General features: G+C 42.5%; 17 protein-coding genes. 6 read left to right on the top strand and 11 right to left on the bottom strand.

The annotated features are described in order from the left end of the window. Positions 1-157 precede the first annotated feature (157 nt). The 6 genes from SKC35_RS00245 to SKC35_RS00220 all read right to left on the bottom strand — a co-directional run bounded on the left by SKC35_RS00245 (position 158) and on the right by SKC35_RS00220 (position 4,246). Entirely contained in the window at positions 158-1,054 is an 897-nt protein-coding gene (locus SKC35_RS00245; RefSeq protein WP_377977509.1) for a PstS family phosphate ABC transporter substrate-binding protein, read from the bottom strand. Continuing rightward, complete coding sequence (locus SKC35_RS00240) at positions 1,035-1,277, bottom strand: hypothetical protein (RefSeq protein ID WP_377977508.1); 243 nt, start codon at positions 1,275-1,277, stop codon at positions 1,035-1,037. The genes SKC35_RS00245 and SKC35_RS00240 overlap by 20 nt, the downstream gene beginning before the upstream one ends. A 69-nt stretch (positions 1,278-1,346) precedes the next feature. Continuing rightward, positions 1,347-2,165, bottom strand: coding sequence for an energy transducer TonB (locus SKC35_RS00235; protein ID WP_377977507.1), 819 nt, complete (start codon positions 2,163-2,165; stop codon positions 1,347-1,349). A gap of 33 nt (positions 2,166-2,198) precedes the next feature. Then, a complete protein-coding gene (locus tag SKC35_RS00230; RefSeq protein ID WP_377977506.1) occupies positions 2,199-2,714 on the bottom strand; it encodes an ExbD/TolR family protein in 516 nt (171 codons plus the stop codon). Between the two features lie 26 nt (positions 2,715-2,740). Continuing rightward, positions 2,741-3,340, bottom strand: a complete 600-nt coding sequence (locus tag SKC35_RS00225; protein WP_377977505.1) for an ExbD/TolR family protein — start codon at positions 3,338-3,340, stop codon at positions 2,741-2,743. A gap of 69 nt (positions 3,341-3,409) precedes the next feature. Then, positions 3,410-4,246: a MotA/TolQ/ExbB proton channel family protein gene (locus SKC35_RS00220; protein WP_377977504.1), complete on the bottom strand. Its 837-nt coding sequence runs from the start codon at positions 4,244-4,246 to the stop codon at positions 3,410-3,412. A 349-nt stretch (positions 4,247-4,595) separates the two neighbouring features. On the opposite strand from SKC35_RS00220, the gene SKC35_RS00215 reads away from it, so the two are divergent. Then, entirely contained in the window at positions 4,596-4,928 is a 333-nt protein-coding gene (locus SKC35_RS00215; protein WP_269006677.1) for a DciA family protein, read from the top strand. Here SKC35_RS00215 and SKC35_RS00210 read toward each other — a convergent pair. From SKC35_RS00210 to SKC35_RS00200, 3 genes are read right to left on the bottom strand one after another with little or no spacing between them, the layout of a single operon-like run. Next, positions 4,906-6,042 (bottom strand): glycosyltransferase family 87 protein, encoded by a 1,137-nt coding sequence (locus tag SKC35_RS00210; protein ID WP_377977503.1) that lies wholly within the window; start codon positions 6,040-6,042, stop codon positions 4,906-4,908. The two genes, SKC35_RS00215 and SKC35_RS00210, sit on opposite strands and share 23 nt — an antisense overlap. Further along, positions 6,035-6,805: a polysaccharide deacetylase family protein gene (locus SKC35_RS00205; protein ID WP_377977502.1), complete on the bottom strand. Its 771-nt coding sequence runs from the start codon at positions 6,803-6,805 to the stop codon at positions 6,035-6,037. Before SKC35_RS00205 ends, SKC35_RS00210 begins: the two co-directional genes overlap by 8 nt. Before the next feature lie 26 nt (positions 6,806-6,831). Beyond that, positions 6,832-7,491 (bottom strand): glycosyltransferase, encoded by a 660-nt coding sequence (locus tag SKC35_RS00200; protein ID WP_377977501.1) that lies wholly within the window; start codon positions 7,489-7,491, stop codon positions 6,832-6,834. Positions 7,492-7,628: 137 nt separating this feature from the next. On the opposite strand from SKC35_RS00200, the gene SKC35_RS00195 reads away from it, so the two are divergent. Genes SKC35_RS00195 through ftsZ form a run of 4 tightly spaced genes read left to right on the top strand, consistent with a single transcriptional unit; the run spans position 7,629 to position 12,964 of the window. Then, entirely contained in the window at positions 7,629-8,534 is a 906-nt protein-coding gene (locus tag SKC35_RS00195; RefSeq protein ID WP_377977500.1) for a S66 peptidase family protein, read from the top strand. 41 nt (positions 8,535-8,575) lie between these two features. Beyond that, positions 8,576-10,102, top strand: a complete 1,527-nt coding sequence (locus tag SKC35_RS00190; protein ID WP_377977499.1) for a YifB family Mg chelatase-like AAA ATPase — start codon at positions 8,576-8,578, stop codon at positions 10,100-10,102. Between the two features lie 53 nt (positions 10,103-10,155). After that, the gene (locus SKC35_RS00185) at positions 10,156-11,634 is read left to right on the top strand and encodes a M20/M25/M40 family metallo-hydrolase (protein ID WP_377977498.1); all 1,479 of its coding nucleotides are present in this window, start codon (positions 10,156-10,158) and stop codon (positions 11,632-11,634) included. Positions 11,635-11,686: 52 nt separating this feature from the next. After that, the gene (ftsZ, locus tag SKC35_RS00180) at positions 11,687-12,964 is read left to right on the top strand and encodes a cell division protein FtsZ (RefSeq protein ID WP_252622086.1); all 1,278 of its coding nucleotides are present in this window, start codon (positions 11,687-11,689) and stop codon (positions 12,962-12,964) included. Here ftsZ and SKC35_RS00175 read toward each other — a convergent pair. Further along, positions 12,950-13,714 (bottom strand): copper homeostasis protein CutC, encoded by a 765-nt coding sequence (locus tag SKC35_RS00175; protein WP_377977497.1) that lies wholly within the window; start codon positions 13,712-13,714, stop codon positions 12,950-12,952. The genes ftsZ and SKC35_RS00175 overlap by 15 nt on opposite strands. 153 nt (positions 13,715-13,867) lie before the next feature. Between SKC35_RS00175 and SKC35_RS00170 the strand changes: the two genes are divergently transcribed. Next, positions 13,868-14,089, top strand: a complete 222-nt coding sequence (locus tag SKC35_RS00170) for a DUF2795 domain-containing protein (RefSeq protein ID WP_130895915.1) — start codon at positions 13,868-13,870, stop codon at positions 14,087-14,089. Between the two features lie 2 nt (positions 14,090-14,091). On the opposite strand, the gene SKC35_RS00165 is transcribed toward SKC35_RS00170, so the two are convergent. Further along, positions 14,092-15,618, bottom strand: a complete 1,527-nt coding sequence (locus SKC35_RS00165; RefSeq protein ID WP_377977496.1) for a glycerol-3-phosphate dehydrogenase/oxidase — start codon at positions 15,616-15,618, stop codon at positions 14,092-14,094. Positions 15,619-15,643 lie beyond the last annotated feature (25 nt).

The raw sequence follows: 15,643 nt of genomic DNA, 5'->3' as shown, positions 1-15,643 counted from the left end.
TTCTTCATTTTGTTTTTTTAATTAATAGCTTTCAATATTTTTCCTAGGCCTCGAACACCGAAATGTCCAATTTTATACACTTAACTTATAATTCGTAAGAACAACAAAAATAAAAACAATCTTCTATTTTCCCTACTTTAAACCGAATAAAAATGCACTATTGACTGATTTGATACGTGCGAATCGTGATAGGTCGGGTCAATGGAATCAAGCCAGCCTTCAAAACGATCAATTGGCCTAAATCTCCAGACACATAATTCAAGAATCCGGTCCCTAATCCTTGGTGGGCTTCTTTGATAATATACTTGATTTCCCGGCGCAGAGGGTACTTTTTAAGGGCCAAATTATAGCCAAACGGCTGCGTGTATGGCATCCCCTTCGCTTCCGACACCGACATCACATTCACCGAACGAATAAAACCAAGTGAGGTGGGATTATCCCCATCGCTAATCCAGTTTGAACCAACAATACCAATGGCATGAGGATCATTTTTCACTTGTTGAATAACCTGTGGGTTGGAACCAGCAGCCACTACGTGCAGTTTCTCGGCACTTGAAATCTTTAATTTGTCTAATAAAAATTTCAAATTACTTGAGTTCGCTTTGTCTACAACAAGCGTATATTTCGATGAATTACCTACAATCAAATCCTTCAGATAAGCTAAAGTCATTAATGTATCAGAATTGGATTTATGCGCTAACAAGGCAATGCCATCTGCCGCAATATTATAACTGCGATAAGTAACCGCTTTGCGCGTAAAAATTTCTTTTTCTTTGGCCGTCAAATCCCGCGTCACGACTACCCCCCGAATCTTGTCATTCAACATATCAGCAATGACTTCATTTTCTGGGCTAAACTTGTACTTGATTTTAGCGTATTTATATTGCTCTTCAAAAGCCGTCTTCTCAGCCTTCATCAACGGCTCAAAAGACTCATCTACCCCTAAGGTAATTTCACCTACCGTCGCAGAGTCTGTAGGGCCATCCTTTTTCTCCGTAGAGCATTGAAAAAAACAAAGTCCTAAAAGGACTAAACTAATATTTTTGATATTCATCTTCTTCCTCTTCTGTTGTGTTAAAATAGGCATAAGCTCTCCAAATCCGGAATAAACCATACGCCATAAACAGTAATCCAAAAAGTACAGTAGTAGGTATCCCAAAATTCATACCTAAATCAAACTCCGAATAAAAAGCCACATACAAGCCTAATAAAAAATAGGCAAAGGCAACCATTAATCGAAATCCGATATTAATCCAAATAGCAACAGGTCTTTTCATATTCTTTTAAAAAAACAGACCTGCTAAAAATACATTCAGCAGGTCTGTCTATTGTTTTACGCTTTGATCTTATTCAGATAAAACGAATGTAATCGGTTGAGTAAAACGAGATCTAACCGCGCGTCCAGATTGTTTACCAGGATTCCATCTTGGCATAGATTTGATCACACGAATAGCTTCCTCATCACATCCGAAACCAACACCCTTCAAAACTTGTACGTCTTGAACAGTACCGTCCGTATTAACAACGAATGAGACGAATACTCTACCACCTACGTTTGCACGTTGAGCAGCAGATGGGTATTTCAACGTTTTCTGTAAGAAACGACCCCATGCACCCGGACCTCCAGGAAATTCTGCTTGTTGCTCTACCGCCGTAAAGATTTCATCTTCAGCTGGCTTAGGAGGTTCAACAGGCTCTGATCCTTTAGCGTCTGGATCTACAGGTGGCTCATACGTATCTGTCTCACCCTTCACAGATTCAGCTGCTGTGTTTCCAATAACCGTCTCTGGTGGTGGTTCAGATTTTGTTACCTGCTCATCAGGCTTAATTTCTGGAGGTAAGAACTTCGTCGTTGTCACCTTAGGAATTTCCTTGGGTGGTGGCGGTGGCGGCGGAGGAGGCAGCTCTATCTTTTTGGTAGGAGCTGGCTTGTCCAATTTCATTACTTCAGCAGTCACCTCAGTCTTATCTTCCGCTACGGCAGTTAACTGTTTCCAGAAAGCTGCAATCAAAAGAGCACCGACAAAGAGTGCAGAGCCTAGTAATACGGACCGCTTCATTACTTTAGGATATGTCTTGCGCAGAACGAAGGCACCGAATTCACGGTTCTTGTCTTTGAAGATAATATCGTCCAAAGTAGCATCTTGGCTTATTACTTGTGACATAATATTCGTTTAATTTAAAATTAATTTATACCCTTATTTTCCTGATCGTTTAATCAGTGCCTCCGTATCCGGATCGATTTCTAATAATGCATAGCGCTTATTATTAGTAATCGCACATTCATCAAGCATATCAATCATATTGCGATATTTCGCTTTTTTGGTTGGCTTGATCACGATAGTAAAATTATTACCCACTTTCGCCTTCATATCCGCGATAACCTTGCGAATTCCTGTTTCCGAATAGTTAGTAACTTGCATTACTGTACCTGCATCAGTTGGGATACCTTGGTAATAATACACCTTATTTTCATCTGGGCACACGGTAAGTGATTCCGATAACTTAACAGGTGATGTTTCCTTCGTATCCGTTTTATCAGGCATGTTTAATTGCATGGTAACGGGCTTTGCTAACGTCGTTGTTAACATAAAGAAAGTAATCAAAAGGAAGCCTAAGTCCACCATGGGTGTCATGTCGATTTTGGTCGACATTTTCTTACTACGCTTCTTTCCGCCTTTCTTCCCGCCACCGGAGCTATCTATTTCTGCCATTTCTTTTCGTAATTAAAAATGAAAACTTATTTCGGTTTATTTTCCGGTCCAGTTACTAATTGGAAGATATTGATGTTCTGAGCCTGCAAAGTACCGATGATATCAGCAAACACTTTGTAGTTAGATTCTTTATCTCCTTTGATAGCAACTTTCAACTCTGGATTAGACAATTTCGCATAACCCACCCAATACGATAATTCGTTGTTGGCTGAATCAATTGGAATTCCCTTGCTTAGCGCTTTCGCTTCTGAAGGTTTCATATTTAACACCTGACGCATTGCTCCAAGAGGATAGCCTACGATTTCAGAAGACATAAAGTTCTTCTTCATCTCAGCTGTTACAGCGATACCATAGCGATTAGCCATACGCTCTAACATAAACTCACGAGCCATTTGATCATCAGTTGCCAAATAAACGCCACCTTCTGGTGAAACACTAACCATCAGCATACCATCTTTCGTATTCAAAGGTTTCTCTGAGATAGAAGATGGAGGAGTGATCGTAACTGCCTCTTCTGGACGGAACTTCGCGGTTAACATGAAGAACGTCAAAAGAAGGAAAGCCACGTCACACATCGCTGTCATGTCGAGTGAGACACTATGTCGTTTAGCTTTAACTTTTGGCATAACAATTATTTTTTTGAACGGTGAATAAAATTGAATGAAAGGGCAGATGCCCCTAAATCAGTTCAAATATTAATTGTGATGCGTAGCGTAGTTTTGGTTAACACTTAAGCCGATTTCGTCGATGCTGTAAGTTAACTCATCAATTTTCGCTGTAAACACGTTGTATGCAATGATACAGATCGCTGAAGTACCGATACCTAATGCAGTGTTGATTAAGGCTTCAGAGATACCATTTGCTAAAGCTGATGAATCAGTTGATCCACCTGAGTTACCTAATGACGCGAAGGCCTTGATCATACCTACTACCGTTCCTAATAGACCGATCAAAGTTGATACCGATGCTAAAGTTGCGATGATAGTTAAGTTTTTCTCTAACATTGGCAATTCTAATGAAGTAGCTTCTTCCACTTCTTTGCTCAATGCAGCTAATTTTTGCTCTTTATCTAAAGATTTCTCTGTAGTTAACGCTTTGTATTTTTTGATCGCAGCTAACGTAACGTTACCTACAGATCCTTTTTGCTTATCACAAGCTTTCAATGCACCTTCTACATCATCTTTATCTAAAGATGCTTGTACAGAACGTACGAATGCATTTACATCACCAGTACCTTTTGCTTTACCGATTGTGAATAAACGCTCAATTGAGAATGTTAATGCAGTTAAGAAACAAGTCATCAAAACTGGCACGATAACACCACCTTTGTAAACTACACCAAAGTAGTCGCCTGGAAGTGGGTGTCCTTCATTTGTTCCGCCTTCAAAGTGAGAACCATCTCCCATCACAAAATTGTAGATTGCTAGGGCAATTGCAAAAAGGACAATTAGAATTAAACCTGCAGAAATACCGCCAGATTTTTTTTCGGTTGCAGCTGGCTTAGCAGCTGGCTTTGGTTGTTGTGTACTCATTAGTTTGGTAATTTGGGGTTAAAGAATTATTTTTTTGTTAATAAAACTTGTCGAAAATGCGGCGATCGTAGTTTTCATAGTTTTGACTTTCGCTTTCCTTTTCAGTAAAGGCAAAAGTAATAGAATTCTAATATAATTTTCATCCTTTAAATAATCATTGCAGGGTTACTAGCCAGTCATAGAAAGAGGACTATTGTACTAATCTGATATTTTCTTCGATTTATCGAAAGAATCAGGGTACTATTTTGGGATTATCAAATTTTAAAAAAATGAAAAAAAAATTCCCCTGATGCAAAAAAAACTCTCAAATACCCCAATAATTGAATAAATTTGATTTCAAATAGGAACAATGATAGACTCTCCATTCAACCCGAAAGGCCCCCGAGCTTCTACGCGAAGCAAGGACAATATGAGCTTGAAAGAGGCGATTGAATCGCTTTTACGGGTCTATCAATTGCAGAATAAGTTCGACGAAACCTATATTGTAGCCCATTGGGAAGAGATTATGGGCAAACCCATCGCTGCTCGAACAACGAAAGTCTTTATAAAGGACAAAAAACTCTTTTTAGGACTAGATTCCGCTCCCTTGAAGAAGGAACTGCTGATGGCAAAGCAAAAAATGATTGAGCTGTTGAATAAAACCGCTCAACAGGACATTATTACTGAGGTTGTTTTTCTGTAAACAAGTCCCAGGCCAACCACAGCCACACTCCGAATAGAGGCAGTATCATTAAGGCTAAAGGATTGATGATTTCATTCCTTATATAGGCCGGAAATAAATCCGTAGGAGAAAAGCTCGAAATCAATAAGGTAAAGATCAACATCGCCCAGCGTTCCTTGGTTTTTTCTCCTAACACAAACCAGATTCCGACGGCTGGAAAGGCCATCACTAAAGTAGGAGATTCCGTACCGGTACTAGCGAGCATAATATAGAGCAGCACAAAAGCTAAAATGCGCAGCCTAAAATCAGGGTTAGACCATTTCTTGGTTTGGAAGAACAAATACACGTTTAAAATCATCGAAGGAATAAGGAACCATAGATTCGACACATTCGGATCTCCTGTCCAGCGGCGAATCATTCCCATCACACAAACATCTGTTCGGATGTTTTTAATGTTTTCGTTCAACTCATTTTTGTGCGCTAGAATGCCCATCCATTCACGGTAGGTTTGGATACCATAATCAAATCCACCTAAGGCCAAAGGAACAAAGCCGATCACTAGCAACCAGAAAATAAAGTAGGCAGCGAAACGGAGACGATCTTTGGCAAAAAAGAAAAACGCTAATCCCACCACCCCATATAACTTAATATAGATCCCTAAAACAATCCAAAGCGTCGCCCAGAAGTAGTTTTTCTTCTCCACGCAGATGTAGGACCAAATAATCAAGGCCAAACAAAGCGCATGAAACTGCGTATTTAATAAGGCCGTGATGGACGAATTCAACACAATCCACGTGATGGCCACCCGTTTGTTTTCAACGATGGGCAGATGCCAGAGCGTCACAAACAACACCACCGAATTCAACACATTCCACAATATGACACTTGGGCCGTCCGAAAGCATCGAAAATGGGGCCATCAAAATGGCAAAAATGGGCCCATATAGATAGAGATCAAAATATTCTTTGGGATACTCTAAATAAAGTGGCATTCGGTGGATAAAATGACCAAAACTTGCCTTGAAAATCTGGAAATTATTAATGTGTGAATGAACTGCGCTCAAAGAAAATTGTTTCCAGCCGGTCACTAAACCTGCCAGCGCCCAAATAATCAGTAAGGTGGATTTCTTATTCATTATTCTCTAGCATTTTAGCCATCGTGGTAAATTCTCCCTCCCCTTTCATCTGCTGCAAAAAAGAACGCAATTTATCCCGCAAAGGCCCATTATGCCCCCTTTTTACGTGAGCCGGAAGTGGGTATTTGCTTAAATCAGCGAATTCCCAGGGATGAAAATAGATATTCAAGAACCCCTGCTTACGCAAAGTTCGCTTCGCTAAAAAAGTATAGATCCACAGCGGAAAGTTCTTAAATGCCAGCCAAAACAGCGGAATCCGCAACCAAGGGCTCACCGACGCGGGCACATTCCACAATCCTTTCTCAAAAAAAGGCTTCATCGGTTTGTCCCGGTGATCATAACGACCCGGAATCCAGGTAGGATTTAAAGATGAATGGTAGGAATAACCCGCATTTAAAATCTCGGCCTCCTCCACATATTGCATTCTTGCCATTCGGAAACCTGTGACGGGTTTCCCACTTAATTTCTCTAATAAATCCTTTGAACTTTTAAGGTCCTTAGACGCGTCAAAATGCCCGTGGAAATAACCATGAGAGGCTAATTCGTGCATCGGATTCAGCGACTTAATCCAATCAGGATTATTTTCTGCGTAAACGCCAGTACAGAATATCGTGACAGGCACACCTGCCTCCTCTGCAATTTGCATAAAATGCATCAACCCTTCTTTGGAAATGGCCAACTGCTCCTCTAAAGGAATCGTGTAACCATATTCCAAGGGAATATCGCATTCTTCCACATCAATCGTGATGAGAATCGGATTCATTGTTTGCGTTATCATCTGTCGCCTTTTCATCGGTCGCCGCTAAATAAAATGGAGGCAAAATTCGCTAACTCAGTTAATATCGTTTTAGCTCGCATCGTCGAAAACACAATTCCCTCACGCGCCTGAACATAGATCCACTGAATGCGAATGTCAGATCTTTTGGAGGCCAAAACCAAAAACTCCATATCAAATAGGAACGCTGGAATCCGGGTCTTTAAGAAGACTTCCTTTCCTTTTTGGTTGAACCCTTTGAGTCCAGACTGTGTGTCTTTGACCTTCAACTGAGGAAAAAACAAATAGTTCATCACCTTCAACGAAAGGGAAAATATTTTACGCCCCAAGGGCAATTGATCGTAATATTGTTCGTCACGAACTCCCACGACCACATCCGCGGCATCCGTGGAAAGCAAGTGAAACATCTGCACTGCATTAGCCATAATGTAAGGATAATCGGCATCGGTGTAGATGACCCATTTACCCGTGGTTTGGCGGACCGCATCCCGTAAAGCGCCGCCTTTCCCCTGATTAACGGGAGAGTCGATGTAGGTAAAACCAGTAATTTTTTCGGACAACAAGTGTATATCCTCCTGACGAATCCCTGATTTACTCCCATCATTCACTAAATACATATGAATGGTCGTTTCTGCCGGAATTGCCTCTTTAAATAAGGTATAATAGTGCAGCAATTCCTCCGCCCAACCCGGGTGCGGGTTGTAAATGGGATGTACAAGATTTAAATCTGCAGGAGCGATAGAAATAGAATTTTTACAATATTACGAAATTTAGCCCTTGAGGATCCTAAAAAAAAGCAGATATTTACGCCATGACTCGGATCATTCCCCCGTATTTGCAGCCTGGCGACGAAATCGCGATTTTATCCCCTGCCTCTTTTCCTCCCACGGAAAACTGGAAACAAGGGGTAGAGGTACTAGAAAGTTGGGGACTTCGCGTGCGAAATGCGCCTAATTATTTGTCTCGTCATTTTGGTTTAGGCGGCACAGATGCGGAACGTTTATCCGATTTACAGCAAATGCTGGATGACCCCTCAATCAAGGCCATTTTTCCCATTCGGGGTGGATATGGCTCGTCCCGTTTATTAGATTCCTTGGATTTTTCGGGCTTTATTTCCAGTCCCAAATGGATCGTTGGCTTCTCTGACATTACCGCCCTTTTGTGCGAAGTAGACCGATTAGGTTTTGCCAGTATTCACGGACCAATGCCGCATAATTTTTGCCAAAAAGGGGGTGAATCAGCCTTGCAAAACTTATATACCACGCTCTTCGAGGGTGTGGTTTCTGTATCAGCTCCGGTGCACCCATTGAACCGATTGGGCGAGGCCACCGCGGAGATTATTGGCGGAAATTTATCACTATTATGTCATCTGATAGGCTCACCTACTTTTGCCTCGACCGACGGCAAAATATTATTCCTTGAAGAAATAGGCGAACGCTTGTACCACGTGGATCGTATGCTTTTGCAATTAAAAAGAGCTGGATTATTCCAAAACCTTGCTGGCCTAATCGTGGGCGGATTTACGGATTGCAATGAAGCGAGTTTGACTATCGGAAAAACGGCTTTTGAATTAGTGGCCGAACATACTTCAGGAACTTCGTTTCCAATTGCGTATGATTTCCCATCAGGACATATTCCAAACAACCAGCCATTGGTTTTTGGTGTAAAAACCAAATTGTTGGTAAATGCGGAAGGAGTCCAACTAACTGATATTTAATACCATTCTTTCGTCCTAACATTGTGTCTTAAACGACCACTATGTTAGCGAAAACTTTTGGCAGTGCCCTCGTAGGCATACACGCCTCCATAATCACCATTGAAACCCACGTTGGACAAGGATCCAAATGTTACCTAGTGGGTCTACCCGACTCCACCATTAAGGAATCCATTCAACGCGTTGAATCCGCCATCAAGCAAATTGGCTATTTCTTTCCACGCAGAAAAGTCGTCATCAATCTGGCCCCTGCAGACATTCGCAAAGAAGGTTCCGGCTATGACCTCCCCATTGCATTGGGATTACTACAAGCGTCTGAACAGACAAAGATGATTGGACTTTCTGACTATCTAATTATGGGAGAACTCTCGCTAACAGGAGAAATTCGCCCCATTAAAGGTGCCTTGTCAATGGCGATTGAGGCCAAAAAACAAGGCTTTAAATCCCTCATTCTCCCGCGAGAAAATGCCATAGAGGCCGCCCTGATTGATGGACTAGCGATTTATGGGATGGCGAATTTGCGCGACACCATTCGCTTTTTGCATGGCAGAACCCAAGCCCCAGTGAAAGCGCCTCACATTTCGCAGGAGGCCTTGCTCTACGAAGACGATTTCTCCCAAATAAAAGGCCAAGAAAAAGCGAAACGAGCCATCGAAATTGCCGTGGCAGGAGGACACAATTTACTTCTAGTAGGCCCTCCTGGGGCGGGAAAAACAATGATGGCGAAGCGCATTCCATCCATTATGCCTCCTATGAGCCTCCACGAAATTATCGAAACCACTCAAATCCACTCTATCGTGGGAAAGCTGAGTTCTGAAAACCCTTTGATTACTGAACGACCTTTTCGGGCCTTGCACCACAGCATCACAGCACCTGCTTTGATCGGAGGGAGAACCAATCCACAACCAGGCGAAATCTCACTCGCACATCAAGGGGTATTGTTTTTAGATGAACTCCCGGAATTTCAACGACACGTCTTAGAACTTTTAAGACAGCCTTTGGAAGAAAGAAAAGTACCTATATCTCGTGCTCACGGTACTGTGGAATTCCCCGCAAATTTCCTGTTAATCTCCGCGATGAACCCCTGCCCTTGTGGCTATTTCCATCATCCAGATAAACCCTGTACCTGCAAACCCTACCAAGTTGACAGGTATTTACACCGCATCTCAGGCCCGCTATTAGATCGCATCGATATGCACCTGGAAGTTTTTCCTTTAAAATATCCGGAGATGTTTCATTCGAAAGCCAGTGAGTCAAGTGCAGCTATTCGAGAACGTGTCATCGAAGCCCGAGAAAAACAGCTGCAACGATTTCAAAATTCTCCTAAAATTCAAACGAACGCCGAAATGAATTCAGAGCAAGTAATACAAGTTTGTGTGCTAGATATCGTTTCATCAACCCTCTTAGAAAACGCCATTGAAAAACTACAATTATCCGCCAGGGCGCACGATCGGATTTTAAAAATGGCGAGAACTATTGCTGACCTTGCCCAATCCTCTTCCATCCAGGCGAAACATCTAGCTGAGGCCATCACCTATCGAAATTTAGATCGGGAAAATTGGTCGGGCTAATTGTGTTTTTCGGCGAAAAAGCCTACATTTAATGTGATAATTTAAAATCACGTATGAGAAAATTAACCCTTGGAATTTTAGCACTGTCGGTGACTCTTTTCACCAGTTCATTCGCTCCTGTGGAAGGAGAAGAAGAATGGAAGGACGTTTTCAAAAAAATCAAAGAGGAAGTAGAATTGCACTCCAAAGCATACAGCACCTTAGGAGATGCATGTAAGACCATAGGACATAGATTAACCGGTAGCGAAAAAGGAAAAAAGGCGGAAGAATATGCCTTTCGCTTACTAAAAGAATACGGATTTAAGGATACGAAGTTTCAAGGATTTCAGGTAGAGGCTTGGGCGCGTGATACGGTTACTTTATCTATTGCTCCTCCTAAGTCAGATGATTTCAGAGAAGTGCCGGTAGTTTCTTTGGCGATGACTCCAGTAGATGCAAATATCCAAGGCACGATTGTTGACTTAGGTAATGGTCTTGATGCTGATTACACGGGCAAAGAGGTGAAAGGCAAAGTGGTATTAGCGAACATCGGTCTATTAGAGGCTGCAGCAGGAACTAAAAACTTACACCGCTCTGAAAAGACGGCGTTAGCGATTCAACATGGAGCCATCGGAGTCATTTTTGTTAACACGGTAAAAGGGCAAGTGTTATTAACAGGCACGGCCTCGGTAACCGGTAATTTGATTTCAATTCCAGCGGTTTGTATTTCTTTAGAAAACGGAACAGAAATCAGAAGCTGGATGAAAGACCAACCTGGTTTATTAAGCTTGATTGAAATGCACAATGTAAGCAAACCAATCAAGGCGCGTAATGTCGTAGCGACCCTGAAAGGAACGAGCTCGAAATTAAGAAACGAAAAAATCATCATCGGCGGACACTTGGATTCATGGGATTTAGCTACTGGTGCGATTGATAACGGAATTGGATCTTTCTCGGTGTTAGATGTTGCTAGAACTTTCAAAGCACTTGGATTAAGTAGCAAACGTACGATCGAATTCGTTGCCTTTATGGGAGAGGAAGAAGGCTTATTAGGTTCAAAAGCCTATGTGGAACGCGCAAAAAAACTAGGTGAACTAGATGAAGTGGTCTATATGATCAATCTGGACATGACTAATAACGTCAATGGTTTCAACGGAGGTGGCCGAGAAGAAATGATGCCTATATTGAAATCGATAGGTGATCAAATCAAAGCGATTGATGGAGAGTTTGGCAATCAACTTGCTAACTCCCCAGGATTGCATTCGGATAACCAAACGTTCCTAATGGAAGGAATTCCAGCAGCAGATCCTTTGGGAAAATTAACTCGGAGCGTTTTAGATTGCTATCATGCGAATTGCGATGATTTCAGCTTAGTGAATAAAAAAGAAATGGAGAATACGGTGAAATACACCACGATGTTGCTGTATGCCTTGGGTAATGCAGAACAAATCCCCGCTAAGAAATTAGATTTTTATTCAACAAAAGAATTCTTCATCAAACACAACCTGCGCCACGAATTAGAATTAGGCAATGAATGGCGTTGGGGGAACTAAAAAATTAGCAGAATTCTATTATTTTTACGTTTTAGAAAATTTACCTTGACTTATGAGTAGCCAAAATCCTTCCTTTTTTAACCATCAAATCGAAGTTGTTCCTGAAACCTCTTTCAAATCCATCATTAAAGTGATCGGAATTGGGGGTGGCGGATCCAATGCGGTGAAGCATATGGACAACCTAAAGATTAAAGGGGCTGACTTGATTATTTGCAATACCGATTCGCAGGCTTTGGCCTCTAATACGGTTCGTACGAAGATCAAATTAGGTGAGCAAGGTTTAGGTGCTGGTACAGATCCTGAAGTTGGGAAACAAGCCGCTCAGGAGAGTCAAGAGAAGATCAAAGCAGTACTTTCAAACGAAACGAAGATGGTTTTCATCACCGCTGGTATGGGTGGTGGAACCGGAACGGGGGCTGCTCCGGTCGTTGCGGAGATCGCCAGAGACCGCGATTTATTAACGGTAGCGGTTGTTTCATTCCCGTATAATTGGGAAGGGAAAGAGAAAATTCAGTATGCAAGAGACGGAATTGAAGAACTAAAGGCGTATTGCGATACGGTTTTGGTGATCATGAACGATAAAATATCAGAACATTACAAGGATTTAGCCGTAAAGCACGCCTTTGCGAAAGCCGATGACGTATTAGCGAAAGCGGTGAAATCAGTGGTAGATGTCATTGCCAAACCAGGTGATATCAATACGGACTTCATGGACGTAAAAAAGGTATTAACGAATGCCGGTCAGGCAATGATGAGTTCTGCATTAGGCAAAGGCGAAGAAAGAGCGAAGGCGGCGATCGTCGAAGCGTTGAATTCTCCCCTATTAAACTCACAAGAAATCAAAGGCGCTAAGCGCATCTTGGTGACCGTATCTACGAGTAGCGAGAAGGATTTATTGATTTGGGAAAAAGATGCGATCATCGAATACCTAAATGAGCGAATCGATGCGCAAGCGGATATGGTGAAATTTGGATTCTCTACGGATGAAGAATTAGGCGACGACTTATACTTAACGGTCATCGCAGCTGGTTTCGAACAAGATTCGAGCGGAATGGATGGCGGAATGCGTAAAGTGGTAAAGAAAGCGGCTCCTGTATTCTTAAATCCAGGCGATAGCGTTGAGCTTGATGGTGAACTAGAAACAGCGGCTCCAGCAGCTGCAGATTCAGAGGAAGCGCGTTTTGCTTTGATGATCGAGAAATTCAAAAACGGAAACGTTTCTGATGCAGAATTCAAAGTACCTACCTATAAGCGTACCGAAGTAGGTTTATATGACATTACGACTATGCCAGAGAAGGCATGGCAAACGACAGATTTATTCGCTGAATAAGTCTTGAATTTTAGCGATAGCCGCTCGAATGATTTCCTCACTCGAGTAGGCTACCTCGAATTCCGAAATCTCCGTTACCCCTCCCATCGAAATTCCCGGACGTCTATATTCCATCTCCGAATTACGGGTAGTTCGAGCACTCAGGTGAACAGCATTCACCCCGATTTGAACAAAGTCTAAACAATTCATTGGATTCACCCCACTTCCTGCCATAATTTGGATACGACCTTTAGAGGCTGCTACTAATTCCGCCAAATTTTCTATTCCATCCAAGGCTTTATTTTTCCCTCCAGAGGAGAGAATGCGATTAAATCCTATACCAATTAATTCCTCCATCACTTGAATCGGATCACGTGATACATCGATCGCCCGATGGCAAGTCAATTCCCGATCTCCAGCTATTTTCCGAAACTCCTGCATGAATTCCACATCTAAATCTCCATTCGGCTTTAGCGCTCCCACTACTATCCCGTGTACCCCTAGTGCAATTAACGAACGAGCCTCCGCCAGCATCGTCCGTTTTTCAGATGCATCGTATACAAAATCCCCTCCTCGAGGACGAACCATCGCATGAATCTCTAAAGAAGTTTCTTGTAGCGCCTGTTCTACCAGCCCTGCGCTGGGTGTCGTCCCGCCTTCCCAAGGGGAGGCGCAAAGTTCTACTCGTTGTGCACCCGCTCGATCTGCCGCAAGACAAGAAAACAAAGAATAAGCACAGACTTCGACTGAAACGGGAGTAGATGAACGCATAAATGTTGGTTTAAATCAAGGTTTTGATAATTAATGAAAATTTAAAAAATAAATCTTTCATAAATACATTTTTATTTTACTTTTGCACTTAGGAAGGGATTTAGATCAACGAAAACCTCCGTGTATTTTAGAAATAAAAATTAGCTATAAATTATGTATTGGACACTAGAACTTGCCTCCTATTTAGAAGACGCGCCATGGCCAGCGTCAAAAGATGAATTAATTGACTTCGCAATCCGTACGGGTTCACCTTTAGAAGTAGTGGAAAACCTACAAGAATTAGAGGACGATGGTCAACCATTCGAGAGTATTGAAGAAATTTGGCCGGATTATCCGACTAAAGACGACTTCTTCTTTAACGAGGACGAATATTAAAATTAAGAGGCGAAAGCCTCTTTTTTTGTGGACTGAAGTTTAACTGCCAGGGACTCATCTCTCAATGAAACACCCCAGCGACGCGCTAACACATCATCCCAAGTTTCCGCCATTTCCTGCTCTTTCATATACGCTAATTCACCGAGAAGATAAGGTTCGTTAGGTAGTAATCGCTCAGCTCCATAGGCATACACTTCACCTGCCGCGGGACCATATAGTTCTACTAAATGAGCTTGAACATCCTCTGGAACACCTACAGGTAAGTCCACAGATGAGGAAGGTGCAAGCGAATGATCTTTGGTCAAGCAAGGGCTAAGGGGAACGCGAAGTACTTCTTTTTCTAAGACATCCAGCGTATCAGAAGCCATAACACGGTAAGTCGTCCACTTGCCGCCCATAATACTCACTAGTTTAGAACGCCCATCGACCTCTACCTCGTGATCGCGCACTAAGGATTTTGTGTCTGTGTTCATCGCTGAATCGAGCTGGACTTGTAAGAGAGGTCTTTGGCCTACAAACGTGGCGCTGATATCCTCAATACTTGCTTTTTTAGCTGAATAGCGATTAAAATAAGCAATGAGGTATTCCTTTTCCGCTTCAAGTATAACCGGATTCTCCGATAAAGTATCTGGATCATCGGTCGTGCCCACCAGGACAGAACCACGCCAAGGAATCACGAAAATAACCCGACCATCATCCGTTTTGGGAATCAATAAGGCAGTATCTCCTTGCCAAAACTCAGCAGACAACACGATATGGGCACCGCGACTCACTTTCATTCGAGGTTTCAATCGTGGATTTGCGAGCGCGCGCACCGCATCCGTAAAAGGGCCGGTCGCATTGACTACCGCTTTCACCGGAATCGTGTAGGAGGCTTCTAAGCGAAGATCTGTGAAAAGCACTTTCTTTATTTTTAAACTCTTAGGGCCTAGTTCAAACGAATCCAAACGAGCGTAATTCAAAATGCAGGCGCCTAAACGCTCCGCTTCTTTCAAAATCGCTAAAGCATAGCGTGCATCATTCAATTGGCCATCATAATACAAAACGCCACCTCTCAAATGGTGAGACTCAATAGAGGGAAACTCCGCCTGGATTTCTTTTTTACTTAGACCGCGACTTGATTTTAGATTCGTGCTTCCCGAGATTTTATCGTACAACCACATCCCGATTCGGTAATACCAGCGTTCCCAACGCGTATAGCAAGGGGTTAATAAACCGAGTGGATGGGCTAAATGAGGGGCATTTTGAAGCATGGTCTTGCGCTCGTGCAAGGCCTTGTAGACCATTTTGAATTGATGCCAATCCAAATTCCGAACCGCCTGTTCCAGATAACGTACACCACCGTGAACTAATTTCGTGGATTTAGAGGAAGTTTGGCTGGCAAAATCGCCTTTTTCAATCAAGAGCACTTTGTAGCCTCGTAAGGTTGCATCCAAAGCTACACCCGCCCCCGTTGCACCGCCCCCAATGATACAAATATCAAAGGACTCATTGAGTTTACGGAGTTGGTCAGGGCGATTAAAGGACATATAGGTTTATTTACCCCTAAATTGA

Source organism: Aquirufa originis, from assembly GCF_042714495.1.
GTDB classification, from domain to species: domain Bacteria; phylum Bacteroidota; class Bacteroidia; order Cytophagales; family Spirosomataceae; genus Aquirufa; species Aquirufa originis.
This window is presented reverse-complemented; position numbering and strand designations above follow the sequence as displayed.